Genomic DNA, 26,133 nt, shown 5'->3' with positions numbered 1-26,133 from the left:
ATTAGAGCAGGTTAAGACTATCTAATAATAAATCTGGTTATTCTACTTAAAAATATAATTTAGTAAAGGGGGCTAAAAGCAGTGCCTACAGGAGTAATATTATTACTAGCTTTAGAGTTGATAATTTATTTTGGTTTTGCAGAGCAGATGATAAAAAAAATGGGGTTAAGTAAGACTGCCTTACTTATCTTTTTTGCTTTAATGATAGTGGGTAGCTATCTAGACATACCAATTTCTACTAATCCCTTAATTACAATTAATTTAGGGGGAGCAGTAGTTCCTATCGTTTTGGCTGTCTATCTCTTATCTAAAGCAGATAGAGGGGAAGTTTTTAGAACGATAATAGCAACGATATTGGCAGGTGGAGCAATTTTTGCTTTAACCCAATTTTATCAGTTTGAAGAGGGGCACACATTAATAGATACAAATTATCTCTTCCCAATAGTCACAGGTGTGATTGCTTATTTGATTGGCCGTTCTCGTAGAGAGGCTTTTGTAGCAGGTGCTTTAGGTTTTTTAATTTATGATTTAATTCATGTAGTCAGAATTACCTTAGGAGGAGTTCCTGGGGAAGCAGATATAGGTGGAGCAGGAGCCTTTGATTCAATAGTTATTGGAGGATTATTAGCTGTTCTTTTAGTAGAGTTGATAGGAGAGTCTAGGGAAAGATTGTTTAGAGATGATAAGGATGCTAGTCAGAGATTTAATGATGCTAAGTTGGCTCATTCAATGGAGGTTGGAGAGCTAGGTTATGAAGGTAAAGAGGAGAATAAGGATGGTGAAAAGGATGAATAAAAGGATTCTAATAACTGCTTCTCTCCTTATTACCCTATTCTTTCTGCTATCTTCACCTAATACTTATGCACAGCAGCAGAATTATTTTACGGTAGTTGCTGAAAAGAGCAGAGATGTTATCTTTGAGACGGCAATGGAAGTCAGTGTAGGTGATTATTATCTCAATGAGCAGAATAAGAAGTATAGAATCATTAAAGTAGATGGTAAGAAATGTATTGCTAAGTTTGAGGGGACAGTAAAACTAATAGAAGATGATGATAATTTATTTGCTTTATCTCAAGGACTATTAGCTCAAAAGGGTAATAAATTAATTGCTCTTTATAATACCCATAGTGATGAATCCTATAAGCCTACCAGTGGAACCCATAGTGAGCCTGGTAAAGGAGATGTGTTTAATGTAGCAGCAATGCTTGCTCAGGCTTTGGAGAAGAAGGGAATTGAGGTTATCCATAATCAATCTAAACATGATCCTCATGATGGTGGAGCTTATGAACGTTCTCGTAGAACAGCTACTAGACTAGCAAGAAAGAGACCTGATGCTATCTTTGATATACATCGTGATGGGGTTCCTAATAGTAAGGAGTACACAGCTGATATAAATGGTAAGAAGTTTGGACAGGTTAGAATGGTAGTAGGACGTCAGAATCCTCAGATGAAGGTCAATGATAAGTTTGCTAAAGAGATTAAGGCCGTTACTGATAAATATTATCCAGGACTGGTCAAAGGTATCTTCTATGCCAAAGGTAAGTATAATCAAGATCTCTCTCCCCGTTCTTTGATACTAGAGTTTGCTACCTATGTACAACCTCAAGAAGCTGCCAGTGTTAGTGTGAATTTATTTGCTGATTCTATCAATAAATTACTTTATGGTGGTGAAAGCGAAGGTGCTTTAGGAATTGGAGGAACTACAACTAAGCAAACTAAAGCTAATGAATCCTCAGGTGCTTTTAGTGCTATAGGAATTATTTTAGCGATTGTATTGGTTATAGGAGGATTTTTATTCTTTGCAAATAAAACTGGAGCTGGTGGTGCATTTAGTAACTCTTTGGGGGTAAAAGAAGACGACGATAAAGGAGAGGATGATAATTAGGAGTGGAGGTATAAGATGATAAAGTATGGGGAAATGATTTTATTAGCAGTTATCTTGGGAACCTTTACTCGATTATTGTTATTAAGGGTTGATTATCGCCAATATCCAGGTTATCCCCATGGATATATTGTTCATTTGACTTTAGCTTTTTTAGCTTCATCTTTAGGTGCTTTAGTATTACCAGCTATGTTAGAGGAGAATTATGTAGCTGTTACTATTCTAGGGGCTGCTGTTCAGCAATTTCGTGGCATTAGGAACATGGAAAGGGACTTTTTAAGTCAGATTGAAGACACTGAACTTGTGCCTCGGGGTCAAGCATATATTGAGGGGATAGCTAAGGTCTTTGAATCAAGGAACTATTTAGCAATGATTGCTGCGCTGTTAACTAGTTTTGGCTATTATTTCTTTAATTTAATAGGATATAACTCTTTAAATATAGCTGGGGGAGTGATTATTGGTACAATAGTTGTCTATGTCTTATACACTTTGATGTCTGAAGACCATGTAGGAGATATTGCAGAGATTAGAGTGGTAGATTTAGAGTTTGTTGGACCAAATAATGCCAATCTATCTGTTGAGGATACCGTAATTATGAATGTAGGTTTAAAAGAAGCAAAGGAGAGTTGGAAAAAATCAGGGGTAGGAATAGTTATTGCTCCCAAAGATGATAATGCACGAGCTACCTTAGCCAATACAGGCCAAAGGCAGGCGATTATCCATGATGTTGTTAGCCAACTAGGGGTTAGGCTAGATGTTGGTGTTCAAGATTATACACCTTTAGCTAGAATTAATCTCCATACAGGGCGGGTCTATATTATTATGATACCAATGGAGCCTGATAGAGAGTGCATTATAGAAGCGGTAAGGCGTACCCCTGTTTTGGAGGCTTCCCGTAGGGCTCCATTGGCGACTAAAGCAGGGAGGATGGCATCAGACTAGTGATGAGTGACAAGTGATGGGTAATAAGTAGAAATCTTCTCTCGTCACCTTGGAATTACCTAGAAGGGATGAATTAGATGGATATTAACGATTATATTCTAGCCATTGTAACCTCTTATGAGGATAAGGATAAAGTAGATAATGGTTCTGCTCCAATCTTTTATGCTGAAGATGAAGAAGAGTTGGAGTATATCTCGATGATGATTTCGAGATTAACTAAGTCGATGGTTCATGATTTAGGAAATGGGGTTTATGTTTTGATAAAACATTAAAATATATCTGTTCTATTAATTAAATTTAGATGTCTGGTATTGGAGTATGGGTATATTGCGACAATTTCGTAATTAGGTGGGTAGGTGGTTAGGTTTTTCCTAACTACCTACCTGCCCCAAACTATCTAACTACCAAAGTAAAAGTGTCGCTTTTCTATTAGTAAAGATATTAATTCTATATGCTATTAAGGGCTAGCAGCTGCTAGTCTTTTTTAGCTATCAAAGGTTTATTTATTTTGAATTCGAAATTAAATGGAATATATAGACAGATAGTAAAGACTGTGATTTAATAAATTAACTTGACGAAATTACCTTAATATATAATAATAATAAAGGGAGTGGACAAATAGAGGTGATAAAAGATGGGAGAAAGATTATTTGCAGAATTTGAAGATGTAAGCAGATATATTAGAATTGAAGGAGTAGAAGCAGGAAGTATCGCTGAAGAGTTAGGAGTAGAGGTCGGAGATAATTTAGTTAAAATTAATGGGAATACAATTAGAGATTTTATAGATTATAAATTCTTGATTACTGATACATACCTGGAGGTTGAGATAATTAAGAGTAATGGCGAATGTTGGGTTCTAGAGGTTGAGAAGGACTATGATGAACCTTTAGGAATTGAGTTCTCTGAGATTGTTTTTGATGGGTTAAAGCAGTGCCATAATAATTGTATCTTCTGTTTTGTAAAGCAGACTGCACCTAATACTAGAAAGACATTGAATCTAAAGGATGATGATTATCGCTTCTCTTTCTTAGGTGGAAGTTATACCACACTGACTAACCTATCTGATGAGGAGTTTGCGAGAATCAAGCAGATGCATTTAAGTCCACTACATGTGTCAGTCCATAGTACAGACCCCAAGGTCAGGGTCAGGATGTTAAGAAATAAGAAGGCTGGCAGGATATTAGAACAGATTAGAGATTTGGTAGAGGCTGGGATAGAGCTTAATACTCAAGTGGTACTCTGCCCTGGAATCAATGATGGAAAGATCTTAGAGAGGACTATTAGAGATTTAGGAGAATTTCTACCTAACGTCAAGTCCTTAGCTATCGTTCCAGTTGGACTGACCAAGTATCGAGATGATTTAGATGAATTAAGAACTTTTACATCTAAAGAGGCTAAAGAAGTAATTAAGATGGTAAAAGAGTGGCAGAATAAATTTAGAGCGGAGTATGATAATAACTTTATCTATCTCTCTGATGAATTTTACTTGTTGGCAGGAGAAGAGGTGCCTTCGACAGACTATTATGATGATTTTCTCCAATTAGAGAATGGGGTAGGAATGGTGAGGTTATTATTAGATGAATTTGCAGAGTTAGAAGAAGGGTTACCTCAGAAGCTAATAGAGTGTCGTAAGGTTACTATGGTTACTTCTGTTTCGGGAACTAAAGCAATTGAGCCTATTATAAATAGGCTCAATCAGATAGGAAATTTGGAGATTCAGCTAATTACAGTAGAGAATCAATATTTTGGTCCTACTGTTACAGTAACAGGTTTATTGACTGGAGCAGATATCTTGAATAAATTAGCTGAAGTTGATGACTTAGGTGATCTGACTCTAATTCCAGAGATTGTGCTAAATGATGATGGATTATTCTTAGATGATTTGAGTTGGGCTGACTTTGTTAAAGAGCTTTCTAATCAAGTTGTCAAGGTTAAGAATCAAGGGATAGATTTAGTAGAAAAGATGTTAGGATATAATTTTGGAGGTGTTAATAATGATAAAACCAGTAGTTGCGATTGTGGGTAGACCAAATGTAGGAAAATCGACTCTATTTAATAGACTTGTAGGGGAGAGAGTTTCGATTGTAGAGGATAGACCGAGTATTACTAGGGATAGAATTTATGGTGATTCTGAATGGCTAGGTAATCCTTTTATTGTGATTGATACAGGAGGAATTGAGCTTGATGATCAAAGTACCATTAAAGCACAGATGAGATATCAGGCACAAGTAGCAATAGAGGAAGCAGATGTTATTTTGTTTGTAGTAGATGTTAGAGCAGGTTTGACCAATATGGATAGGGATGTAGCAGAGTTGTTACGCCAATCTAATAAACCAGTTATCTTGGTAGCCAATAAAGCTGAGAATAATCAAGAAGCAGAGATGAATAAGTATGATTTTTATGAATTAGGATTTGATGATCCCCAGTTGATTTCAGCTGAACATGGGCGAAGAACAGGGGATTTATTGGACAAACTGATTGAATATTTCCCTGAGGTAGAAGAAGAGCTATATGATGATGATACAATTAAGATTTCGGTAATTGGTCGACCAAATGTAGGAAAATCATCTTTAGTAAATAGGATTTTAGGTGAACAAAGAGTAATTGTCAGTGATATTGCTGGTACTACTAGAGATGCTATCGATACTCCTTTTTCCCATGATGATAATGATTATGTAATCATTGATACCGCTGGAATGAGAAGAAGAGGGAAAGTAGATAGAGGGGTAGAAAAATATAGTGTAATCCGCTCTTTAAGAGCAGTAGACCGTTCTGATGTAGTACTAGTGGTATTAGATGCTAGTGAAGGATTAACTGATCAAGATAAGAAGATTGCTGGATATGCTCATGATGAAGGAAAAGGTGTGGTGATAGTTGTTAATAAATGGGACTTAGTTGAGAAGGATACCCATACTATGAATGCATACATTGAAGAGATTAGATATCAAGCAGGATTCTTAAATTATGCTCCAATCATCTTTACATCTGCCCTTACAGGAAAGCGAGTCATGGAGGTATTAGATATAGTTAATTATGTTGTAGAACAGCATAACCGTAGAATTTCAACAAATCTATTAAATAAGGTGATTGAAGATGCTGTAGCTATGAATCAACCGCCATCTAATAAGCATGGTAAGAGGATGAAGATCTTTTATGCTACTCAACCTAGAGTAAAGCCACCATTATTTGTGTTGTTTGTTAATGATCCAGAGTTGATGCATTTCTCTTATAAACGTTATTTAGAGAATCAGATTCGTGGTGCCTTTGGCTTTGAAGGGACTCCTATTAAGATTTTAGCTAGAGGAAGATAATTTATCCGATACCTAAGTGCCTCTAAAACACCCACGTCTATTAAGTGGATGATAAAGGCACTATGGTTCTGGATTTGTTCTAAGGCCCTTAGGTCATCCTTTAGGACTAAGTTTCAGGGGAGATAAAAAACTTTCTCTGAAGCTAAGAACTCACTTTATTCGGAGGAGATATAATGATTAAAGAAGTTTTAGTAATGCTTTTTGCTTATTTGTTAGGTTCTATTCCTTTTGCTTTATTGGTAGTTAAGTTAGTTAAAGGGGTAGATATCCGTGAGTATGGGAGTGGTAATGTAGGGGCTACTAATGCCTTTAGAATATTGGGCTTAGGACTAGGGATCTCAGTAGCTTTACTGGATATAGGCAAAGGATTTATAGCTGTAGCTGTGGCTCGTCACTTTTTTGCAGATCAACCATTATTACTTTTAATAGCTGGGCTATTATCTATTGCAGGTCACAATTGGCCAATCTTCTTAAAATTTAAAGGGGGTAAGGGAGTAGCAACTTCTGTGGGGGTCTTAATCAGTTTATCACCTAAGACTATTTTGTTTGCCTTTTTTATATGGATGATAGTAATACTCACCACCCAATATGTATCTTTGGCCTCAATAATAGCAGCTATAGTAATACCGATTCTGATGTATTTATTTGGTCAGGAGACTATCTTTATAATCTTAGCAGTATTGATTGCAATTTTTGTAATTTATCGGCATCAATCTAATATTAAGAGATTATTGGCTGGAACTGAGAATAAGGTTAGCTTAAATAAAAGAGCAAATGACTGAGTTCTATTTTAAATTAGAGATAGTGATATTATAAAAGGCATTGATAGGAGGAAGGATATGAGTGATAAGATTGCAGTAATTGGAGGAGGTAGTTGGGGAACTGCCTTAGCAGTTGTTCTAGATAATAATGGATATGATGTTTGGTTACAGGATGTTTCAGAGAAGAGGGTAACCGAAATCAATCAAGAACATAAGCATTCATTTTTGCCAGGTATTAAGCTTCCTAAAGGTATTAAAGCTACTACTGACTTAGAGGAAGCAGTTACTAGCTCTAAAGCAGTAGTTATTGTCGTACCTTCACATATAGTTAGAATCGTAGCTAAGAACTTAAAGGGGCTATTAGATGATGATGTAATCATTGTTACTGCTTCTAAGGGTATAGAAGAAGAGACCCATTTGAGAATGTCTGAGGTCATCAAAGATGAGTTAAGTGATAAGTTTCATGATAGAATTGTAGCTTTAAGTGGACCAAGCCATGCTGAAGAGGTAGTTTTAAGCCATCCAACTACTGTGGTAGTGGCAAATCAGAATAAAGAGTTGGCACAGCAGGTTCAAGATATCTTTATGTCTGATTGGTTTAGAGTCTATACAAATCCTGATATAGTAGGTGTTGAACTTGGTGGAGCAGTCAAAAATGCGATTGCTATCGCTGCTGGTATCTCCGATGGGCTTGATTTTGGAGATAATGCTATAGCAGCTTTAATTACTCGTGGTATTACAGAGGTGAAGCGTCTAGGAGTGGCAATGGGGGCTGAGTCTATGACCTTTGCTGGATTAACTGGTTTAGGAGATTTAATTGTAACCTGTGCCAGTCAACACAGTCGAAATCGTAGATTAGGCTTTAAGATAGGGTCAGGCAAGAGCTTAGATCAAGCCTTAGCTGAGATGGAGATGGTTGTAGAAGGGGTTAGAACTGCCAAGGCTGTCTATACCTTAGCCGAAGAATTAGGAGTGGATATGCCGATTGTAGAGCAGGTCTATCGAATCCTATTTGAAGGTAAAGAGCCTAAGCAGGTTGTTAATGATTTAATGCTTAGAGGGGCAACCCATGAGATTGAAGCTGTAGCTACAGAGAAGAAATGGTAGAGAAAGGAAAAATTCGTTTGGGTATTTTTCCATTATAAAAAGTCCAAGGGAATCGTAGGAATAGAGAACAGTGAAGAGTGAAGAGGCGCGAAGTTTTCGTGCCTCTTTTTGTTTTTGATTATCTTTATTATTAAAAATTATAGCTAGATTAATATAGTATAGAGATGTTACGACAGTAACGAGAGGAGATTTTTACTTGTTACCTGTCACTTGTCACTGATTACTAAACTCTCGTAATATCCCCATTAAGCAATAATCTAGTTAAAAATAAAAATTAATTAACGAAGATAATTATATCTTCTCCTTGTTTGTAATATGTATATAAAAAAGAAGGATCGAAAAAATCTCCTAATTTAGTAACATTCCTAGTTTGAGATGAAATTTAGAATTTTATTTAAAGTTACATTCAGTTTTTCTTATTTCTTCTCCTAAGGAATAATCTTAGATACAGGTCATATATATATAGTGATATTTGCTTTAGAGATAAAGGAGGTTTTGAGATAGATTAATTTATTTTAAAGATCTAATATCTGATTATATTGCTATTAATATAGTAATATCATGTAAAGCGATCTTTATAGGTTAATTACATCAATTTTATCGATATATTACAAAGGGAGGGAGAAGAATGGAAAGGTTTGATATTTATCAGGATATCGCTACTAGAACCAATGGTGATATTTATGTAGGGGTAGTTGGGCCTGTTAGAACAGGAAAGTCTACTTTTATAAAGAAATTTATGGACTTATTGGTTCTGCCTAATATGAGTGATGAGTATGACAGAGAGAGAACAAGGGATGAACTACCCCAAAGTGGTGAAGGTAGAACGATTATGACTACAGAGCCCAAATTTGTACCTAATCGTGCTACTGAAATCAGTTTAGATGAGAATGTTGATTTTAAAATACGTTTAGTTGATTGTGTTGGCTACCGTGTTGATGGTGCCTTAGGTTATGAAGAAGAGGATGGGCCTAGAATGGTAACAACACCTTGGTTTGAAGAGGCAATTCCTTTTCAAAAGGCTGCTGAAATTGGCACACAAAAGGTAATTCAAGACCATTCAACTATCGGTCTGGTGATAACTACCGATGGAACAATAACTGATTTATCTAGAGAGAGCTACACAGAAGCTGAGGAGAGGGTTATTAGAGAGTTAAATGAGTTAGGTAAGCCTTTTATCATAGCTCTTAATTCAGCCAATCCTGGGAGTGTTGAGACCCAAGAGTTGGCCCAGAAGTTAGAAGAGAAGTATAATAAACGGGTACTTCCAATCAGCTGTCGTGATTTAAAGGGGGAAGATATAAGTAATCTATTACAAGAGGTCTTATATGAGTTTCCATTAAAAGAGATTAACCTTGATTTACCACTATGGATTGATGAGTTAGAAGATACCCACTGGTTGAGTGTAGATGTCAACAATTCTATCAACGAATCTATCCAAGATATATATACTTTGAGAGATATCAATAATTTAGTAGATAGTTTAGGTGGTAGTGAGAATGCTCAGCGGGTTTATATCTCTGATATGGATTTAGGTAGTGGAACAGCCAATCTTAACTTTGATTTAAAGGATGAGCTATTCTATCAGGTTCTAGAAGAGATGACCGACTTAGAGATTAAAGGAGAGCATAATTTATTCAATCTAATCAAAGAGTTAAGTGTAGTTAAAAAAGAGTATGACCAGATCTCTGATGCTTTAACAAAGGTGAAGGAGACTGGATATGGAATAGTTACTCCTAAGATAGAGGATCTACTCTTTGATGAACCAGAATTGATTAAACGAGGAGGTCATTTTGGGGTTAAGTTAAGAGCCAGTGCTCCATCTATTCATATGATTAGAGCTGATATCAATACAGAGGTATCACCAGTAGTAGGAACTGAAAAGCAGTGTGAAGAGCTGATTGAATTCTTTGCTACTGAATTTGAAGAGAATCCAGATGCTATCTGGCAGAGTGATTTCTTAGGTCGCTCCCTCCATGATTTGGTTAAAGATGGAATAAATCAGAAGTTATACAGAATGCCAATCAATGCTCAAGAGAAGTTACAAGACACTCTACAGAAGATAATAAATGAAGGAAGTGGAGGATTAATTTGCATAATATTATAAACTAATCCGGTCATTTAGGCCGGTTTTTTCTTTTATTACGTTTTTTTTTCTAAAAAAGAAGGAATAATAAAGGATATCAAGAAATTTATTTGTGGCATAATAAGCATAAGACCAATGCTTAGAGATGAATGCTTAAATATTTAATTCATATTTTATAGGAGGTAGATTTGTTATGGCAAATATTACAAAAACAGATTTAGTGGATCAAGTAGCAGAGAAAGCAGGGATTACTAAAAAGGATTCTAAAGCAGCATTAGATGGATTGCTAGAAGTAATTGCTGAAAATTTAAAAGCTGAGGCGCAAAAGCCTGAAGCAGAAAGAGGTAAAATTCAATTAATCGGTTTTGGTAGTTTTGAAGTACGTGAAAGAAGTGCTAGAACTGGACGTAATCCTCAAACTGGTGAAGAGATGCATATTCCAGCTCGTATGGTACCAGCATTTAAAGCAGGAAAAGCTCTTAAAGAGACTGTAAATGAATAATTGCTTAAAATAAAAAGCAGAAAGGGGATATCCCCTTTCTGCTTTTTTTATTCACATATTAGCTCTATATAATTATTATTCTTATAAGCACTTTTAACAATCTCTTCTAAGAATTCATAGTTATCATGATAGATTCTGTTGATTATTTGTGATATTTCAGGATCAAATTGGCTGCCAGAGTTTTTATTAATCTCTTCAATAGCCTCTAGGATAGTGACAGGTCTTCTATAGTGTCTAGGGCTGGTCATTGCATCAAAAGCATCTACAACCCCAATAATCTTTGACTCCAAAGGTATCTCATCACCCTTTAGCCCTTCTGGATACCCCTTGCCATCATAGCGTTCATGGTGATATTTGACTATTTGAGCAATCTCCTTAAAATTACTAATCTTATTAAGAATATCATGACCTATCATACTATGCTTTTTAATCTCTTCATATTCATTATCTGTTAATCTTCCTTTTTTCTTCAAGACAGAGTCTCTAATTCCGATCTTACCTATATCGTGAAGGTGACCTGCGATATGTATCTTAAAGATCTCTTTAGTATTTAATTTCATCTTAGTAGCTATCTTTTCAGCTAGATGGGCTACCCTTTCAGAATGTCCTGATGTATATAAATCTTTAGATTCCAATCCTTTGATTAAGCTCTCTACAAATTCATGTAAATCAATCTTTGAAATCGAACTGCTCTCCATAAGCTTTATCCTCCCTGAATACGAAATTGAAAATCATTATTATTAATTTTATCAATACTTTGGATAAAATGTCAATATAAAAAGATTTATGAGATTTTAATAATTTACATATTTCAAAGTAATCAACAAGGTTATAAAAAATCAAAAAATATTGACAGAAATAATAGAATAATGATATATTAGTATTAGAAATGACAATCATTCTCACATAATGATCTGATATAAGATTATATTAATTATTAAATAAATTTATTTACTAGAATTTAGAAAGGAGGAGCTAGTATGGAGAAGGCAATTATTATCTATGATGGAAGTGTAGTAGAGACTAAAGATATTTCCCAAAAGATAGGAGAATGTCTAAAGGTCAAGTATGAAGTAGTAGAGAAGGATATAAGTAAATTAAATATTGAAGAGATTGAAGAGTTTGATTTGATTATATTTGGTTCAGCAAGCTCTAACTTTAAGATCTCTCAAGAGTCTTTTATAAATTTATATAATGCTTTAGCGGAAGGAAAAGTTGATCTATCTAAGAAAAGGGGTGCTACCTTCTGCCCTTTAAATAAAGATCGCCACTCTTTTTGTGAAACGGTAGATATCTTTGAGAGTGAGTTAAAAGAGATGGGATTGAATATAGATGTGGAAGGTTTTAAATTAGATGCTTTTAGTCAAAAAGATGATCAGTTAATCAACTCTTGGGTAGAAAAATTATTACTTTTAGAAGAAGCTAAAGTAGGTGAGGTTCAAAATGCTATCTAATCATAATATCTGTAACAAAGAGTATTTAAAGTCATTACTCAGTAATATTGGGGCTACTATTATGGGGGTCAAACCTGCTGAATTAAGAAGTGTTATTCTTTCTAGATGTGGTGATTGTCTTTATTGGCAGGACTGCAAAAAATCCCTTTTAGAGCATCAGGATTTAGGTGTTTTAGAAATAGGTGAGGTTGAGAAACAGAATAAGATAAAGGTTTTATTTTATCACCGTTTCTCTTTGGATAGGTATCTTAAAGCTAAGCACAATCTAAAATTTTTAAGGGAGATTGGCTATCCTAAAAACTATAGTTTAGATAGCTATCTTAAACATTTAAAAAGAAGGTTGGAGAGTAATGAATTTCCCCATGAGATTGGAGTCTTTTTTGGCTATCCTTTAAAGGATGTATTAGGATTTATGGGTTATTTGAATCTAGATACAAGTGATTGTGGAGAATGGAGATTTTATGGGAATAAGAGAGTCTCCCAGTTGCAGCAGAAGAGATTTGAAGAAGCTAGAAATTATGTTAAAGAGCGATTAGATGATATTGAAGATAGTAAAGAATTTTATGAAGTTATTTAAAGGTATTTAGGTGTTTGTAAGAGCTAAAAGTCTGTTGTTATATATTAAATGACTTCTAATTTTATCAGTTAGCTGGAGCCTATAATATTAGGCTCCTTTTCTTTGGCTTTACTGAATTAAATTTACTAATCTGGGAAATATAATCAAAGTCATCTAATCAAATTAAGCTGAAATTTTCTTTTTATTATAAGATAATGAGAGAATATAGAGATATTCTCTTCCTATTTATATGAAAATAATCTAATAAGTAAGATTAATATGGGTATTTAATGCAAATGATTTGCATAAAATAAAAGGAGTGGTTGACAGTTTTATTGATATCTGTTATCATTAACTTACCAAATGCAAATGATTTGCAAAAACAAGCGGGGGTGTTAGAATGAGAAAAGGATTATTATTTACTGTAATTACTGTTATTTTTGTGATGATTACTGCTATTGGGTGTAGCAAAAAACAAGAAGAGGTTGGTAATGAGGTAACTCAAGATAGATTAAAGGTATATACTAGCTTTTATCCTCTCTATTATGTGGCTAATCAGATTGGTGGAGAGCAGCTAGAGGTTGAGCTTGTAATACCTAATGGTGCTGAAGTACATAGCTATGAACCTTCTCCTCGTAAATTGGCGGATTTAGAAGAGTCTGATATCTTCTTTTATAATGGTGTAGGCTTAGAGCCATGGGGGGATAAGATTGTCAAGAATCTTAAAGCTGTTGGTGTTAAAACTGTTAAAGTCAGTGAGAGTGTTGAATTAATCAAATTTGAAGAGCACGATCATGAAGCAGAGCATAGTCATGAAGCAGAGCACTTACATGAGCATGGTGACTACGACCCTCATATTTGGTTAAATCCACTTAATATGATTGAAATTGCTAGAGTAATGAAAGAGGAGTTTATTGCATTAGACTCTAGTCATAAAGAATTTTATAATAATAATTTTGCTGATTTTGCTGATGAAATGGAGAGCCTTGACCGAGATTATAAAGATACTCTAGCCAATAAAAAGCAGAGTTATATCTTGGTATCCCATGCATCCTTTGGATATTTAGCAGCTAGATATGGGCTAGAACAGCTAGCTATTGCCGGGATCTCTCCTCATCAGGAGCCTAGCTCAAAAGATTTAGCTAGGTTAACTGATGAGGCAAAGGAACATGGTCTAAAGTACATCTTTATGGAGACTTTAGCCAGTCCTAAAACAGCACAGGTATTGGCTCAAGAGGCTAACTTAGAGGTATTAACCCTCAATCCAATCGCAGGCTTAACAGTTCAAGAGCAGAAGCAGGGTGAAGATTATATCTCTATTATGAAAAAGAACCTATCTAGTTTAAGAAAGGCTTTGGTGGAATAAGATGAAAGAGATAATTAAAGTAAAGAATTTATCCTTTAACTATGAGGATGAGTATATATTAAAGAATATTAATATAACTATCAATAAAGGTGATTTTATCGCCTTTATTGGTCCTAATGGTTCTGGAAAGAGTACATTTTTAAAATTATTAATAGGTGATTTAAAGACAAATAGTGGAGAGGTTAAGTTATTGGATAAGAACATTAAAACTTTTAAAGAGTGGGACAAGGTTGGCTATATTTCACAGAAGGTAAGAGACTTTAATTCCAGTTTTCCTGCTACTGTCAAGGAGATTGTTGGAGCAGCATTATATCAAGAGATGGGATGGTTTAAAATACTGACTAAAAGGTTAGAGCAGAGAATAGATAAAGTATTGAAGCTAGTTGATATGTCTGATTATAAGTATCGAAAGATTGGTGAACTATCTGGTGGACAGCAGCAACGGGTGTTTATTGCTAGAACCTTAATTACCAATCCAGAGATAATCTTTTTAGATGAACCATTAGTGGGGGTAGACCTTAAATCCCAAGATGAATTCTATAACTTATTGACCAAGTTGAACAGAGATTTAGGAATTACCATAGTGATGATCTCCCATGATATTTATATGATCAGTGATCAAGCAAATAAAATCTTCTGTTTTGGAAATAAGAGTATCTTTGTACATCAGGCTAAGGAGTTTGATTATGTCAATTACTTAAATCAGATCAAGGGAGATAATAAATCATTGATACCAAAACATGAACATCAAAGGAGGGATAATAGATGCTGTTAGATATATTTACTTATTCTTTTATGCAGCGTGCTTTTATAGTAGGAAATGTTATAGCGGTAATCTGTCCCTTAATTGGTGTCTTTTTAGTATTAAAAAGGCTATCTCTTATTGGGAATACTCTATCCCATGTAGCATTAACAGGAGTAGCAATTGGGATGATTTTTGGTATTTATCCTATTTATACTGCTTTAGCTGTTTCGGTTTTAGCTGCTGTAGGAATTGAGAAATTACGTAAAAATTATAAGGATTATGCTGAACTATCACTGTCTATTATTTTGGCTACAGGGCTAGGGTTAGCAACTATTTTGATCAGTTTATCCAATAATAATTCGGGGATTTTTAGCTATTTATTTGGTAGTATTTCGATGGTTACTAGACAGGATGTATTGACTGTTATTCCCTTAGCAGTAGTTATTATAGGTGTTATATTATACTTCTATTATGGTTTCTTCTTCTTAGCCTTTAATGAGAGTGATGCCAAGCTAGCAGGGATTCCTGTAAAGATATTGAATTTACTCTTTATGATACTTGTTTCAATTACTGTCTCTTTATCGATGAGAATTATTGGTGGTTTGTTAGTTTCTTCATTGATTACTCTGCCTGTGGCAGGGAGTTTGCAGATGGCTAAAAGTTTTAAACAGACTATTATTTATAGTATTATCTTCAGTGTTTTAGCAGTTAATACTGGGTTATTTATATCCTTTTATTATGATTTGGCTTCTGGAGGTACGATTATTGTAGCTAGTGTGATTTATTTAATTGCTGCTATCATCTATAAAAAGATTAATAGCTTTCTCTATAAAAGGTCTGAATTGAAAGTTGCAGTAAAGGATTAATAATTATTAGATTTCCTGAAATGGGGGAGAAATATGGGGGATTTAGAACTCTGGGAACAGAAGTTAAGGGATAAAGGTATTAGATGGACTAGACAGAGAAGAATTATTATAGAAGTGCTGCTTGCTAGTACAAGACCTTTATCTGCTCAAGATATATTTGCTAAATTAGAGGGTGATTATCCTAAGTTGAGATTATCTACAGTATATCGAAATTTGAACTCCTTTAAAGATAATAAAATTGTTAGAGCTTTGAATTTAAATGGGAATGAACAGAAGTTTGAATTAATCAATGGGCATCATCATCACCATTTAATCTGTATAAAATGTGATGATATTCTCCCATTAGATTGTCCTCTAAAGGAGTTTGAGAGTAAATTAAAGGATGATACAGGATATACTATCTTAGATCATCGAATGAAGATATATGGATTATGTCCAAATTGCAAAAACCATTAAATAAGACTGTAGCCTAAATTAAAGGTTGCAGTCTTTTGTTTTAATAAAGAGATAATGCGATACTTTTAGAATTAACACCTCACCCTAACCCTCTCCTAAGAATAGGAGAGGGTTAGGGTGAGGTGTTAAAGTGTCCCAATATCCATATATTACATCATTGATTAAAAAAGAAAAAACTTTGGGTAATATCTGCTCAATTAGTAAAGAATATAATAGAGGTGGATAAAATTAAATGTTCAACTCTCATAAGAGGTTTGATAATCAAAGATTAGAGAAGTATACTGAAATATTTATGTTAATTTTAGCTGTCTTGGCAATAGGGATGTTGACTGCGGAGAGTTTTTTTAATCTCTCTGCTAAGACTGAAAAATTATTTTCAAATATAGATTTCTTTATCTGTATTGTCTTTGCTCTGGAGTTCTGTTCACGCTTAGCTCATGTTAAAAGAGGTGAAAGGCTGGCTTATATCTCAAATAATCTATTGGATATAATGGCCTTTATTCCCTTTGATAAAGCCTTTAGGTTATTTAGAATAGCTAGAGTATCTAGATTATTGACTTTAAGCCAGTTTTTCTACATAACTAGGGCTTTTAGAGTTGCCAGAATATTTATCTTTATTCGCAGGTCTATTAAAGGATTTCATAGATTTATACAGACAAATGGACTTAATTATATGTTAATTTTCACAGTGATAGTAATCTTTTTGGGAGCAGCAGGTGTCCATAAATTTGAAAACAGAAGCTTTGAAGATGCTTTATGGTGGAGTCTGGTAACTGCTACAACAGTAGGGTATGGAGATATTGCTCCTAAGACTATTGAAGGGAGAATGATTGCAGCTTTAATTATGGTTGTGGGAATATCTTTAATAGGGATGATTACCAGTACTTTATCAACCTTCTTCTTAAATGAGGAGCGGAGAAAAGGGGGGAACAGTAATCTTAAATTTGTAATAGAACAGTTAAATAATCTTGAGGACTTATCAGTAAAAGAAATAAAAGAGCTTAAAAGAATTATCGATGCTTATCTAGAGATGAGGGTCTCTTCACCAAATGAAGAGGAGGAATGATAATTTAGTAATGAGTAACGAGTGACAAGTGATGAGCAAAAATCTTTTTTCAGCACTTGTTATTCGTCACTAGTTACTATTGCTTATTGAACTGGTTGTAGAGTTTGAGCTCCTTCTTTTTCTATCTTACGTGGGTTATCAAAGCTTGGAGCAGTTGGATTGGGATCAGCAAAGTATCTACCTGGTGTAGATAAATCAAAGTATAGTTTAGAATCCTCAGTAACTCCAAAGTCATAAGTAGAGTATTCGGGCTTCTGCTGTAGTTTATTTAAGGCTTCTCTAAACAGTGCATTATGGGCTTCTTCACGATTTAATAGAAAGTCAATTGTCTCTCTAACCCCTTGATCATCTATTTGGCGGTGTAAGTATTCATACACTACCTTGGCCCTCTGCTCAGCGGCGATATTAGAGAGAATATCAGCAGCTAAATCTCCAGTAACATTTACATAATCAGCTGTAAAAGGTGCTCCAGAAGCATTGGCTAACATAGGGGAGAGACCCCCTAAGACTTGAGCTTCAATTGTACCCACAGTATCAGCAGTATTAGCTACATCATGACCATTTAATAGATTGATAGTTTCAGCAACCATCTCTGCATGGCTGAACTCTTCAGTAGCAATGTCCAAAAATAAGTCCTTTATCTCTTGGTCTTGAATCCTAAAGCTTTGTGCAAAATATTGTAGTCCAGCTTTTAGCTCACCATTAGGTCCTCCTAATTGTTCTTGTAACATAGCGGCATAAGCAGGATTGGGTTGATCAACTCTAACCTCATGTAATAACTGTTTGTCATGTTTGAACATGGCTTCAACTCCTCATGATTATTTTAATCTTAGTATTTGGGATTACTATAGGATTGATACTGGAAAATCAAAGATATTAAGAAACCACTTACCTTATAAGGTAAGTGGTCTTTTAAAGAGATATTACTGCATAGTAGGCTGGAATTCCATGTTCATCTTACTCTGTGCATTAGTAGGAGCATAAGAATGAACCATTAATTATTAATTGAAGCTAATTATCTAAGATAGCACCTAATTGCTGATCTTTAACATGAGGACGATATAATTAAAATTGATTAATTTCCTTAAATGCACCAGGTAAGATTTCATGTGATTTCATAACTTCATGGGTACCATATTTTCTATTATTAATTCATAATTACTCCTATCTTATTTATTAATACATGAATTATATTTAGCAATCAAATATTAAAATGTTCATGGTGAAACTTTCTTGTTATCAAACAGATATTGATGGAAGAAATATTCACCAACTACTATTAAGATAGCAAATAGGCTTAGAGTATAAAAAGTTGTAGCAAAATTTCTAGAAAGGATATCAAGAAGATAAACGGTGAAAGCTCCCATCAATCCATCACCTATAGAAGCAGTGATATTTCCAAAGTTAGGGAGTACTAATAAATCCCCTAATAGATAATTCAAAGCTGTTACTAATATTGCTACTATTAGACTCCATCCCAAGGTGTTATTGGCTATAAAAGTGAAGGAGATAGCAGCAAATACAAAGGTCATAATAAATTTAATAATTAGTGCTTTGGTTGTAGAGTTCATTTATTCACCTCCATTCTTAAGTAGTATTTCTTTTAATATCTCATATTATAATGTAATTTATTAGAATTAAGTTATAAATCTAGATATCTATAATTAACAAAAAGTCCTAGCATTATTTTAAAGTTTAGTTGCAAACTAGTAATAGGAGGTGCTTTTGTGGTAGACATCAACAAAGCAGATAGAAGAGAGTCAATACCTGAGAAAGCAGAGCTTAGAGAAGAGAGTAATGGTGAGATAAAGGTAAATGATAGAGGTGCTAGAGCAAATAATGGTGGTTTAATGGGTGAAGTATATGACAAGGCTACCCATGAGAAGGACTTTATCAGCCTTCAGGAGAATAATGAAGGCTTTAACTTTCCTGAGGTTGAGGTCGAAGGTGAGTGGAGTAATTTCAAGGAGGATGTAGCTCAGCAGGTAGGTCGTTTTAGTGACCAGGTTTTGATGGGTTCTCCTGCTGCTGAAACCGAAGATTTTGAGATAGGAAGGGATGGGATTAAGGATATAGCTAAAGCTGCTGATGCAAGACTAAAAGAGAAGATGAAGGATAAAGAGTGAAGAGTAAAGAGTAAGTAAGTTGATTTTAACTTACTTACTCTTTAAATTTATCTTTTTTATTTTCAATTAGGTAAATTGAGATAACTATTATTAGAAAAGGAATTTCTAATAATAGTACATTAATTGGAACCATATAGCCTATATGTTTAAAAACTGCTGGAATTTCACTTTGAAATATTCCCATAGAAGTATTGATAATAAAGAATGGAATAACTAATATTCTATAATCTTTCAATTTAAATAAAGATGAGATTAATTCTAAAGATGCTAAATAAAAAATTCCAACTTCAAGAATAACTCCTGTCATCCAAGCTATAAAGATGATTATCTCTAAACCTGCTAAAGGTAGAGCGCTTAAGGTATAAAAAGGAAATTTTAAGGCAGAAGTCAAATCGGCGCCTAATGTAGTTAAAGCACTGATAAATAGTAGAACTATCATAATTTGTGCTACTAAATTACCTAGTAAACTTGCTCTAATAGTTCTTTTATTATCTGTAAAATATGGTTTGAATATCAATGATAGATTAGGAATTATTAAAAACCAATGAGCAGGTGTAAGGCTAGCTGTAATAACATTTTTGTAGTTAATAGAAAAAGGTTTTAACCATTCTTTATTCATAGATAGTAAATTTAATATTACAATGGTTAGAATTGCCGTAAACATAATAATTATTGCAAATTGGGCCATGCGGGCTATAGTTTCAATCCCTTTATAGCTAATATAACTAGCAAGTAGTCCGATTGCAAGCCAGAAACCAATTATTGATTTACTAGGCATGACAAATGTAACAAACTCTACCCCTTGCAACATCATTAAGCTTGTAGTATGAAGGACTAGTAGAATATATGGAATTAGTAATATAGTGCCTATAAAGGGACCTAATATCTCTTTAAGATCAGCTATAATATTTTTATTAGAAAAATTACATCCTACTTTCAAAATCAGATAATGTATCACAGCAATAGTAGAGCCAGAAACTATTGGGACTATCCAAGCGTATTCCCTTCCATCTTCAATAATTATCTTAGGAATTAATAAGATTATAGTTGAAATAATCATATTAGTTGATAACCAGAAATATTGAAAAGGACTTATTTTTTCTTTTTTCATTAAATCACCTATAGTTTTATTGAATTTAGAATATATATTTATTGTTATCATTTCGTATTAGATTTATCCAAAGTATTGTAATTGCTTAAGATTGGCTGAAATTAATAACATTTACTTAGGTACTTAACAAATAAACTATGTTTTGAGAATAATAGTTGCCTAAGAGGTTATTTTATAGATAGATGTGTGATTATAATTTAAGGGGGAAATAGAATGTCAAAAGTGTTATACGTCAAGGCAAACCCAAAAACTAGAGAGAATTCTTATACCTTTAAGATGTCAGAAGCTTTTGTAGATGAGTATCAAAAGGCTAATCCTAAAGATGAAATTACTACCTTAGATCTATACCAAGAGGATATCAAGCCTTTAACTGCCGAGATGATAGGAGAGCTATTTACCCAAGAAGATAGTGATGTTAGAAGATATGTCAAGCAGTTTGCTAACGCTGACAAATATATCATTGCTGCTCCAATGTGGAATCTAAGTGTTCCTGCTATTTTAAAGGTATATATCGATTATCTAGTAGTAGCTGGAGTTACTTTCAAATACACAGAAGAGGGTCCAGTTGGATTACTTAAAGATAAGAAGGTAACATATTTAGTAGCTAGAGGTGGTAAGTACAGTGAAAGTCCTGCTCAAGATTTTGAGATGGGAGAGCGTTATTTAAGAACAATTTTAGGGTTTATTGGCATTACTGATTTCACTACAGTTTCCACAGAATTGACTAATGTATTACAAGGGGAAGAGCTAGAAAAATCAGTTGCAGCTTCAATTGAAGAGGCTAAGAGGGGTGCGAAGGAGTTTTAAATATTAGTTGTTTTTATATCTTATCATGGTTAAATTGAGACAATATATAGAGATTGCGACACTTTTTCATTAGCTACTCCTTCAGGGCTAAAAACAAGCCCTTTGTGATAAATCCGCTGCTGGCTTCTAGCCTTTAGCTTTTAAGGTCTTAGCTAATAACCAGTAGCTATAAGCTAGTAGCAAAACTGTCGCAATATACCCAGAAACAAGCACTAGCAAGATTAATATTATATGAAATTAATTTCGATAACACACCTAGAAAGGTGTGTTATTTTACTTCTCCCATAATTTTAAAATCATAAATACTCCCTATTAAGGAAACTATAATAGTGATATCTTTAATAAAAGGAGTGTTTATATGTCACAACAGAGACTAAGTAAAGTAATGATAGAACAGCTAAGTAAATGGGGAGTTGAACATATCTATGGGTATGCAGGTGATACCATCTTAAAGTTCTTCTCAGAGCTAAAGGATTCCCCCATTAAACTCTATACTACCAAGAATGAGGCGGCAGCAGGTTTGATGGCCTCGGCTGAATCAAAGCTAAAGGGGCAGTTATCAGTCTGTCTAGCAGATGGTGGACCAGGTACAACCAATATTCTCAATGGTGTTGCTGATGCTTATAGTGATAGAGCACCAATGCTTTTAATCACAGGGCAGGTAGAGAGCTGGAATATGGGAACAAATTATGAACAATTTATCAAGCAGATGAATCTGACCGACTCTCTGACTGTTTATTCTGCTTTGGTCACTAACCCTGAATCCATAGTGGACTTGCTAGTTAAAGCGATGACCAAAGCGATAGTCGAAGGTGGAGTCAGCCATTTAGTTATTCCCATGGATATGTGGGATAAGGAAGTTAATGCTCAAGCTCGTGATTATCTACCCCATTTAGATGAGCTAAGATTGCCTGATGATGAGTTGATTAATCAATCAGTAGAGTTGATAAATCAAGCTCAAAAGCCAATGATATTATATGGTCGAGGTGCTAAAGGTTGTAGGGAAGAGCTATTAGAGTTTGCTAATAAGATCAATGGTGGATTAATCAGTACCTTAGCAGCTAAAGGGATGATTGAATACAATCAACAATTGTATTTAGGTGGTTTAGGCCATGCAGGAAATGAGAAAGCTGATAATCTATTAAAGGAAGCAGATTTAGTCATTATCTTGGGAGCTACTTGGTGGCCAATGGACAGTGTACCACGAAACCCTAGAATAATTCAGCTTGATGCTATTAAAGAGAATATAGGAATGACCCATCCAGTAGAGGTAGGAGTCTTAGGTGAGCTAAAAAGCTCATTGCAATTATTACTAGAAAAGGTCTCTGCTAAAAACAATCAAGAGTGGAGAGCTAAGGTAGAAGGTACTAGAGAGCTATTATTAACTAAATTGTCAAGAGAATATGATAATAATCAAACAGGAATATGCCCTAAAGAGGTTATGAAATCCCTTGCTAATATTCTTGGCGAGGATGAGATTATTACCCTTGATTCTGGGGATAATGTAGTCTGGTTTGCTAAATACTTTAGTAAGAGATGTGAAGAAGTTCTAATCTCAGGAAAGTGGAGGACGATGGGATTTGCTTTACCAGCAGCCTTAGTAGCTAAGATAAATTATCCCCAAAAGCCTGTTACCTGTATTATTGGTGATGGAGGGATAGCAATGGTCTTAGCTGAGCTTCTAACTGCTAAAAGATATAATCTCCCAGTTAGAATAATAGTGATGAATAATGGAGTATTAGCGATGGAAAGAAATAAGATGCTTTCAGCTAATCTAAAAGAAGAAGAGGTTAACTTAAGCAATCCTGATTTTATAAAATTAGCAGAATCCTGTGGTATTAAAGGAATGAGAGCAGAGAGTGTTGAAGAGTTAGATTATATCTTAAATCAGCATCAAGATATGACAGAGACTATATTAATAGATGTAGTAACAGCAGCCCCAGTGCCTGCAGGAACTAAGCTAGAGTCAAGAAAGGTGATTGAATTAGTATAATTGTATAGATAGTTAAAACCCGTGATGACTTTAAAGTCATCACGGGTTTTTCTTTTGGTATATAATTTATTAAAAGAAATTTTTCTAATAAATTTTAATTATAGAGGTTATCAGCTAATAGATATATTGTAAAAATTTTAGTAATCAATGATGAGTGATAAGTAAAAAGTATTTTAGATTTATTACTCATTATTTACTTAATAGTTGCTTTATAATTGATAAGATATTTTGTAACGATTTTGATAGGAAGTACATAATATAAATTGAAATTAGCAAGAAGGGAGGGAAAGAAGATGCCTCATGATGATAACTATGTATTTGTAATCTTCTTAATCTTGATTTTATTATTGTTGGGTACTTATTAATAATTAGTTTTAATTCCATTCATTTCTTGTAATAAAACTAATATAAGGAGGTTTTATCCTAATGGGTGACTATGGATATGATGATAATGGAGCATTTGTAATCTTTTTAATTTTAATCTTACTATTATTAGGTGGAGATTTCGGATATTAATAGAAAACAGGGGCTTTTGCTCCTGTTTTTATCTTTAACGAAAGTGAATTTTAAAGCATAATATAAAGTGTAAGTAGCAAGAAGGGGGTAGATATCAGATGACTGATGATAACAATTATGTATTTGTAGTCTTTCTAATTTTAATTCTGTTATTGTTAGGTAGTTATGAATAATTATTTTTAATCTATTTCTATCTCTATAATAAAGTGATCTAAGGAGGTGTTATCCTAATGGGTGACTATGGATATGATGATAATGGAGTATTTGTAATCTTCTTAATTTTAATCTTATTATTATTAGGAGGAGACTTTGGATATTAAAAAACAAATATAAAAGAAAGTGAGGTGGATGATCATCCACCTCACTTTCTTTTATATTTGTAGTTAAATTAGGAAAAGATATTTTTAAAGGGGGAAGAGACTAATGGAACAATTAACACAGATGGAATTAATACAACTACAAAGTCACCTAGATAGTACTGCACTAGCTATGAAAAAATGCCAAGTATATCAAGAGCAAGCTCAAGCAGAAGAACTGAAATCAATCTTTCAAGATGCAGCGCAGGTATATGAAGAACATCTACAGACTTTATTAAATCAGTTAAGAGAGTTCAATGGAAAAAAGCATTAGGAGGTAAAATATGAATTTAAAGGATAAAGATATGGCAAAAGATATGCTATTAATGAGTCGGCAGATGATACAAGGTTATAGTATGGCAGAGATTGAAGCAGCTAATCAACCTTTACGTCAGGTTTTTCAGGGGTTACATGGAGATGTAGCGGAGATACACACTAGAATCTTTAACTTAATGGAGAGTAATGGGTGGTATAAGATTCCAGTAGCAGGGCAGAATGAGATCGAGAGTGAGATTATTAACTGGGAACAGAAGTCTTTAAAGGACCCTGAATTAGCTGAGAAGAAATTACAATAATATATTTACTAATTAAAATAACCAGTGACTGCTCCATAAAGGAGGAGATTGAATGTTTGAAAAGATAATGAATAAGATGATGATGTCGATAATGAATAATATGATGGATTATATGTGGAAACGAATGATGGAAGAACCCTATACAGAGAATTTGTTTTCTATGGTTACTATTATGCAAAAGCTAAGTCCTAGAGCTATTATTGAAGCTGGAATGCGTGCAGAATCAGGCAAGCCTATTGAACGGCCTTTGGGAACCTATAATATATTATCAGAATGGAATAAGATTCTACTTAATCCTGTCCACCTATATCGTTTACCAACTCAAGATGGAGTAGAGATTAACACTAAAACTGTAATTGGACCTAAAGCAAAGAAACCTCTTAAGCTAGAGATCCCAATTTTAATTACAGGGATGTCTTATGGTGGTGCATTAAGTTTAAAAGCAAAGATTGCTTTAGCAAAAGGTGCTACTATGGCAGGAACGGCTACTAATTCTGGGGAAGCGCCTTTAGTAAATGAGGAACGACAGGCAGCCAAATACTTTATTGGTCAATATAATCGTGCTGGTTGGATGAATAACCATGAGCAACTAAAAGAGCTAGATGCAATTGAAATACAATTAGGACAAGGTGCTCAAGCTGCTGCTCCTATGGGAATGTCTTCCCATCAGATAGGAGAAGATTTGAGAAAGGCTAAGAAACTAAAACCTGGCGAAGATGCAATGATTCATACTCGATTATCTGAAATGAATCAACCATCAGATTTTATTAAGGTAGTAAAGAATTTAAAGAATAAATATGATGTTCCAGTTGGATTAAAGTTTTGTGCCACCCATTATCTAGAAAAAGAGTTAGAAATAGCTGTTAAAGCTGGGATTGATTTTGTGGTTGTCGATGGAGCAGAAGGAGGGACCCATGGAGGACCAACTACCTTAGAAGATGATGTGGGACTTCCAACCTTATTTGCCCTATCAAGGACAGTGAGATTTTTAGAGAGAGTTGAAGTTAAAGATAGAGTTTCAGTGATTGCTTCGGGAGGATTGACGACCCCGGGTCATTTCTTGAAGGCGATGGCATTAGGTGCGGACGCAATATATATAGGTTCTATAGCGTTGATGGCACTACTACAAGCTCAGATGGCAAAGGCATTACCCTATGAACCTGCTCCTCAGATCCCATTATATCTAGGTAAATTCAAAGAAGATTTGGATATAGAGGAGGGGGCTCAACATCTAGCTAAGTTTTTAAAGTCTTGTATAGAAGAGATGAAATTGACTATGTACTCTTTAGGCAAATCTGATCTTGCTCAATTAGATCGATCAGATTTGGTAGTGGTAGATAAGAATTTATCTGATGTATTAGGTGTAGATTATGCTGGATACTTGCCTAAGGTCAGAAAAATTGAGCAGAAGAATCAATATATTTATCCTTCTGTAATGAGTGAAGAAAAAGAGGAGGATTTTAGATTACATTAAATATCAAGGCATATCCTCAGGATATGCCTTTTTAGATAGATCTAGAGGATAAATAGATATTCTGTTGAATATATA

General features: G+C 34.3%; 28 protein-coding genes. 24 read left to right on the top strand and 4 right to left on the bottom strand.

What is annotated here, in order from left to right; all coding sequences use genetic code 11:
- The first annotated feature begins 81 nt into the window (after positions 1 to 81).
- The 10 genes from BX659_RS05810 to BX659_RS05765 all read left to right on the top strand — a co-directional run bounded on the left by BX659_RS05810 (position 82) and on the right by BX659_RS05765 (position 10,591).
- Positions 82 to 795: a DUF1614 domain-containing protein gene (locus BX659_RS05810; protein WP_097018894.1), complete on the top strand. Its 714-nt coding sequence runs from the start codon at positions 82 to 84 to the stop codon at positions 793 to 795.
- Complete coding sequence (spoIIP, locus tag BX659_RS05805) at positions 788 to 1,885, top strand: stage II sporulation protein P (RefSeq protein WP_172431957.1); 1,098 nt, start codon at positions 788 to 790, stop codon at positions 1,883 to 1,885. The genes BX659_RS05810 and spoIIP overlap by 8 nt, the downstream gene beginning before the upstream one ends.
- 15 nt (positions 1,886 to 1,900) lie before the next feature.
- The gene (locus BX659_RS05800; protein WP_097018892.1) at positions 1,901 to 2,824 is read left to right on the top strand and encodes a YIEGIA family protein; all 924 of its coding nucleotides are present in this window, start codon (positions 1,901 to 1,903) and stop codon (positions 2,822 to 2,824) included.
- A gap of 77 nt (positions 2,825 to 2,901) precedes the next feature.
- Positions 2,902 to 3,096, top strand: coding sequence for a capping complex subunit for YIEGIA (locus BX659_RS05795; protein WP_097018891.1), 195 nt, complete (start codon positions 2,902 to 2,904; stop codon positions 3,094 to 3,096).
- A 362-nt stretch (positions 3,097 to 3,458) separates the two neighbouring features.
- Entirely contained in the window at positions 3,459 to 4,850 is a 1,392-nt protein-coding gene (locus tag BX659_RS05790; RefSeq protein ID WP_097018890.1) for a DUF512 domain-containing protein, read from the top strand.
- Positions 4,819 to 6,135, top strand: a complete 1,317-nt coding sequence (gene der, locus BX659_RS05785; RefSeq protein ID WP_097018889.1) for a ribosome biogenesis GTPase Der — start codon at positions 4,819 to 4,821, stop codon at positions 6,133 to 6,135. Before BX659_RS05790 ends, der begins: the two co-directional genes overlap by 32 nt.
- Before the next feature lie 173 nt (positions 6,136 to 6,308).
- The gene (plsY, locus tag BX659_RS05780; RefSeq protein ID WP_097018888.1) at positions 6,309 to 6,917 is read left to right on the top strand and encodes a glycerol-3-phosphate 1-O-acyltransferase PlsY; all 609 of its coding nucleotides are present in this window, start codon (positions 6,309 to 6,311) and stop codon (positions 6,915 to 6,917) included.
- A gap of 57 nt (positions 6,918 to 6,974) precedes the next feature.
- Entirely contained in the window at positions 6,975 to 8,003 is a 1,029-nt protein-coding gene (locus tag BX659_RS05775) for an NAD(P)H-dependent glycerol-3-phosphate dehydrogenase (RefSeq protein WP_097018887.1), read from the top strand.
- A gap of 628 nt (positions 8,004 to 8,631) precedes the next feature.
- Positions 8,632 to 10,110, top strand: a complete 1,479-nt coding sequence (gene spoIVA / locus BX659_RS05770) for a stage IV sporulation protein A (protein WP_097018886.1) — start codon at positions 8,632 to 8,634, stop codon at positions 10,108 to 10,110.
- Between the two features lie 172 nt (positions 10,111 to 10,282).
- Positions 10,283 to 10,591 (top strand): HU family DNA-binding protein, encoded by a 309-nt coding sequence (locus BX659_RS05765; RefSeq protein ID WP_216358825.1) that lies wholly within the window; start codon positions 10,283 to 10,285, stop codon positions 10,589 to 10,591.
- Between the two features lie 47 nt (positions 10,592 to 10,638).
- Here the strand turns inward: BX659_RS05765 and BX659_RS05760 are convergent, their stop codons facing one another.
- Positions 10,639 to 11,289 (bottom strand): HD-GYP domain-containing protein, encoded by a 651-nt coding sequence (locus BX659_RS05760; protein WP_097018885.1) that lies wholly within the window; start codon positions 11,287 to 11,289, stop codon positions 10,639 to 10,641.
- Between the two features lie 282 nt (positions 11,290 to 11,571).
- Here BX659_RS05760 and BX659_RS05755 point away from each other — a divergent pair, with 282 nt between their 5' ends.
- From BX659_RS05755 to BX659_RS05725, 7 genes are all read left to right on the top strand, one after another.
- Positions 11,572 to 12,045 carry a flavodoxin domain-containing protein gene (locus BX659_RS05755; protein WP_097018884.1) on the top strand — a complete coding sequence of 158 codons (474 nt, stop codon included), beginning with the start codon at positions 11,572 to 11,574 and terminating at the stop codon, positions 12,043 to 12,045.
- Positions 12,035 to 12,622 (top strand): DUF3793 family protein, encoded by a 588-nt coding sequence (locus BX659_RS05750; RefSeq protein ID WP_097018883.1) that lies wholly within the window; start codon positions 12,035 to 12,037, stop codon positions 12,620 to 12,622. Before BX659_RS05755 ends, BX659_RS05750 begins: the two co-directional genes overlap by 11 nt.
- Positions 12,623 to 13,001: 379 nt before the next feature.
- Positions 13,002 to 13,967, top strand: coding sequence for a metal ABC transporter substrate-binding protein (locus BX659_RS05745; RefSeq protein WP_097018882.1), 966 nt, complete (start codon positions 13,002 to 13,004; stop codon positions 13,965 to 13,967).
- 1 nt (position 13,968) lies between these two features.
- Positions 13,969 to 14,742 (top strand): metal ABC transporter ATP-binding protein, encoded by a 774-nt coding sequence (locus BX659_RS05740; RefSeq protein ID WP_097018881.1) that lies wholly within the window; start codon positions 13,969 to 13,971, stop codon positions 14,740 to 14,742.
- A complete protein-coding gene (locus BX659_RS05735; RefSeq protein ID WP_172431960.1) occupies positions 14,736 to 15,578 on the top strand; it encodes a metal ABC transporter permease in 843 nt (280 codons plus the stop codon). The genes BX659_RS05740 and BX659_RS05735 overlap by 7 nt, the downstream gene beginning before the upstream one ends.
- A 33-nt stretch (positions 15,579 to 15,611) precedes the next feature.
- Complete coding sequence (locus BX659_RS05730) at positions 15,612 to 16,034, top strand: Fur family transcriptional regulator (protein WP_097018879.1); 423 nt, start codon at positions 15,612 to 15,614, stop codon at positions 16,032 to 16,034.
- 232 nt (positions 16,035 to 16,266) lie between these two features.
- The gene (locus BX659_RS05725; RefSeq protein ID WP_097018878.1) at positions 16,267 to 17,100 is read left to right on the top strand and encodes a potassium channel family protein; all 834 of its coding nucleotides are present in this window, start codon (positions 16,267 to 16,269) and stop codon (positions 17,098 to 17,100) included.
- Between the two features lie 83 nt (positions 17,101 to 17,183).
- Here BX659_RS05725 and BX659_RS05720 read toward each other — a convergent pair whose 3' ends face one another.
- Positions 17,184 to 17,900 (bottom strand): manganese catalase family protein, encoded by a 717-nt coding sequence (locus BX659_RS05720; protein WP_097018877.1) that lies wholly within the window; start codon positions 17,898 to 17,900, stop codon positions 17,184 to 17,186.
- Between BX659_RS05720 and BX659_RS18960 the strand changes: the two genes are divergently transcribed.
- Entirely contained in the window at positions 17,884 to 18,084 is a 201-nt protein-coding gene (locus tag BX659_RS18960; RefSeq protein ID WP_181186416.1) for a hypothetical protein, read from the top strand. The genes BX659_RS05720 and BX659_RS18960 overlap by 17 nt on opposite strands.
- Before the next feature lie 233 nt (positions 18,085 to 18,317).
- Here the strand turns inward: BX659_RS18960 and BX659_RS05715 are convergent, their stop codons facing one another.
- Positions 18,318 to 18,671 carry a DUF2512 family protein gene (locus tag BX659_RS05715; protein ID WP_097018876.1) on the bottom strand — a complete coding sequence of 118 codons (354 nt, stop codon included), beginning with the start codon at positions 18,669 to 18,671 and terminating at the stop codon, positions 18,318 to 18,320.
- A gap of 156 nt (positions 18,672 to 18,827) precedes the next feature.
- Between BX659_RS05715 and BX659_RS05710 the strand changes: the two genes are divergently transcribed.
- Positions 18,828 to 19,226 carry a hypothetical protein gene (locus BX659_RS05710; protein WP_253250786.1) on the top strand — a complete coding sequence of 133 codons (399 nt, stop codon included), beginning with the start codon at positions 18,828 to 18,830 and terminating at the stop codon, positions 19,224 to 19,226.
- 34 nt (positions 19,227 to 19,260) lie between these two features.
- Here the strand turns inward: BX659_RS05710 and BX659_RS05705 are convergent, their stop codons facing one another.
- Positions 19,261 to 20,337 carry a GerAB/ArcD/ProY family transporter gene (locus BX659_RS05705; protein WP_172431956.1) on the bottom strand — a complete coding sequence of 359 codons (1,077 nt, stop codon included), beginning with the start codon at positions 20,335 to 20,337 and terminating at the stop codon, positions 19,261 to 19,263.
- 213 nt (positions 20,338 to 20,550) lie between these two features.
- On the opposite strand from BX659_RS05705, the gene BX659_RS05700 reads away from it, so the two are divergent.
- From BX659_RS05700 to BX659_RS05680, 5 genes are all read left to right on the top strand, one after another.
- The gene (locus BX659_RS05700; RefSeq protein ID WP_097018874.1) at positions 20,551 to 21,144 is read left to right on the top strand and encodes an FMN-dependent NADH-azoreductase; all 594 of its coding nucleotides are present in this window, start codon (positions 20,551 to 20,553) and stop codon (positions 21,142 to 21,144) included.
- 358 nt (positions 21,145 to 21,502) lie between these two features.
- Positions 21,503 to 23,137, top strand: coding sequence for a thiamine pyrophosphate-binding protein (locus tag BX659_RS05695; RefSeq protein WP_097018873.1), 1,635 nt, complete (start codon positions 21,503 to 21,505; stop codon positions 23,135 to 23,137).
- A gap of 939 nt (positions 23,138 to 24,076) precedes the next feature.
- Entirely contained in the window at positions 24,077 to 24,283 is a 207-nt protein-coding gene (locus BX659_RS05690) for a hypothetical protein (protein WP_097018872.1), read from the top strand.
- A gap of 10 nt (positions 24,284 to 24,293) precedes the next feature.
- The gene (locus tag BX659_RS05685; protein ID WP_097018871.1) at positions 24,294 to 24,584 is read left to right on the top strand and encodes a spore coat protein; all 291 of its coding nucleotides are present in this window, start codon (positions 24,294 to 24,296) and stop codon (positions 24,582 to 24,584) included.
- Between the two features lie 52 nt (positions 24,585 to 24,636).
- Entirely contained in the window at positions 24,637 to 26,058 is a 1,422-nt protein-coding gene (locus BX659_RS05680) for an FMN-binding glutamate synthase family protein (RefSeq protein ID WP_097018870.1), read from the top strand.
- Positions 26,059 to 26,133: the final 75 nt, after the last annotated feature.

The sequence above is a fragment of the Orenia metallireducens genome (genome assembly GCF_003001995.1).
GTDB lineage: Bacteria > Bacillota > Halanaerobiia > Halobacteroidales > Halobacteroidaceae > Orenia > Orenia metallireducens_B.
The sequence above is the reverse complement of the archived record's forward strand: the minus strand, read 5'-3'. Positions and strand labels throughout refer to the sequence as shown.

Bases quoted from the DNA above. Each gene is read 5' to 3' on its own strand.
- spoIIP (WP_172431957.1), top strand. From the start codon at position 788: ATGAATAAAAGGATTCTAATAACTGCTTCTCTCCTTATTACCCTATTC.
- BX659_RS05800 (WP_097018892.1), top strand. From the start codon at position 1,901: ATGATAAAGTATGGGGAAATGATTTTATTAGCAGTTATCTTGGGAACC.
- BX659_RS05795 (WP_097018891.1), top strand. From the start codon at position 2,902: ATGGATATTAACGATTATATTCTAGCCATTGTAACCTCTTATGAGGAT.
- BX659_RS05790 (WP_097018890.1), top strand. From the start codon at position 3,459: ATGGGAGAAAGATTATTTGCAGAATTTGAAGATGTAAGCAGATATATT.
- der (WP_097018889.1), top strand. From the start codon at position 4,819: ATGATAAAACCAGTAGTTGCGATTGTGGGTAGACCAAATGTAGGAAAA.
- plsY (WP_097018888.1), top strand. From the start codon at position 6,309: ATGATTAAAGAAGTTTTAGTAATGCTTTTTGCTTATTTGTTAGGTTCT.
- BX659_RS05775 (WP_097018887.1), top strand. From the start codon at position 6,975: ATGAGTGATAAGATTGCAGTAATTGGAGGAGGTAGTTGGGGAACTGCC.
- spoIVA (WP_097018886.1), top strand. From the start codon at position 8,632: ATGGAAAGGTTTGATATTTATCAGGATATCGCTACTAGAACCAATGGT.
- BX659_RS05765 (WP_216358825.1), top strand. From the start codon at position 10,283: ATGGCAAATATTACAAAAACAGATTTAGTGGATCAAGTAGCAGAGAAA.
- BX659_RS05760 (WP_097018885.1), bottom strand. From the start codon at position 11,289: ATGGAGAGCAGTTCGATTTCAAAGATTGATTTACATGAATTTGTAGAG.
- BX659_RS05755 (WP_097018884.1), top strand. From the start codon at position 11,572: ATGGAGAAGGCAATTATTATCTATGATGGAAGTGTAGTAGAGACTAAA.
- BX659_RS05750 (WP_097018883.1), top strand. From the start codon at position 12,035: ATGCTATCTAATCATAATATCTGTAACAAAGAGTATTTAAAGTCATTA.
- BX659_RS05745 (WP_097018882.1), top strand. From the start codon at position 13,002: ATGAGAAAAGGATTATTATTTACTGTAATTACTGTTATTTTTGTGATG.
- BX659_RS05740 (WP_097018881.1), top strand. From the start codon at position 13,969: ATGAAAGAGATAATTAAAGTAAAGAATTTATCCTTTAACTATGAGGAT.
- BX659_RS05730 (WP_097018879.1), top strand. From the start codon at position 15,612: ATGGGGGATTTAGAACTCTGGGAACAGAAGTTAAGGGATAAAGGTATT.
- BX659_RS05725 (WP_097018878.1), top strand. From the start codon at position 16,267: ATGTTCAACTCTCATAAGAGGTTTGATAATCAAAGATTAGAGAAGTAT.
- BX659_RS05720 (WP_097018877.1), bottom strand. From the start codon at position 17,900: ATGTTCAAACATGACAAACAGTTATTACATGAGGTTAGAGTTGATCAA.
- BX659_RS05715 (WP_097018876.1), bottom strand. From the start codon at position 18,671: ATGAACTCTACAACCAAAGCACTAATTATTAAATTTATTATGACCTTT.
- BX659_RS05705 (WP_172431956.1), bottom strand. From the start codon at position 20,337: ATGAAAAAAGAAAAAATAAGTCCTTTTCAATATTTCTGGTTATCAACT.
- BX659_RS05700 (WP_097018874.1), top strand. From the start codon at position 20,551: ATGTCAAAAGTGTTATACGTCAAGGCAAACCCAAAAACTAGAGAGAAT.
- BX659_RS05695 (WP_097018873.1), top strand. From the start codon at position 21,503: ATGTCACAACAGAGACTAAGTAAAGTAATGATAGAACAGCTAAGTAAA.
- BX659_RS05690 (WP_097018872.1), top strand. From the start codon at position 24,077: ATGGAACAATTAACACAGATGGAATTAATACAACTACAAAGTCACCTA.
- BX659_RS05685 (WP_097018871.1), top strand. From the start codon at position 24,294: ATGAATTTAAAGGATAAAGATATGGCAAAAGATATGCTATTAATGAGT.
- BX659_RS05680 (WP_097018870.1), top strand. From the start codon at position 24,637: ATGTTTGAAAAGATAATGAATAAGATGATGATGTCGATAATGAATAAT.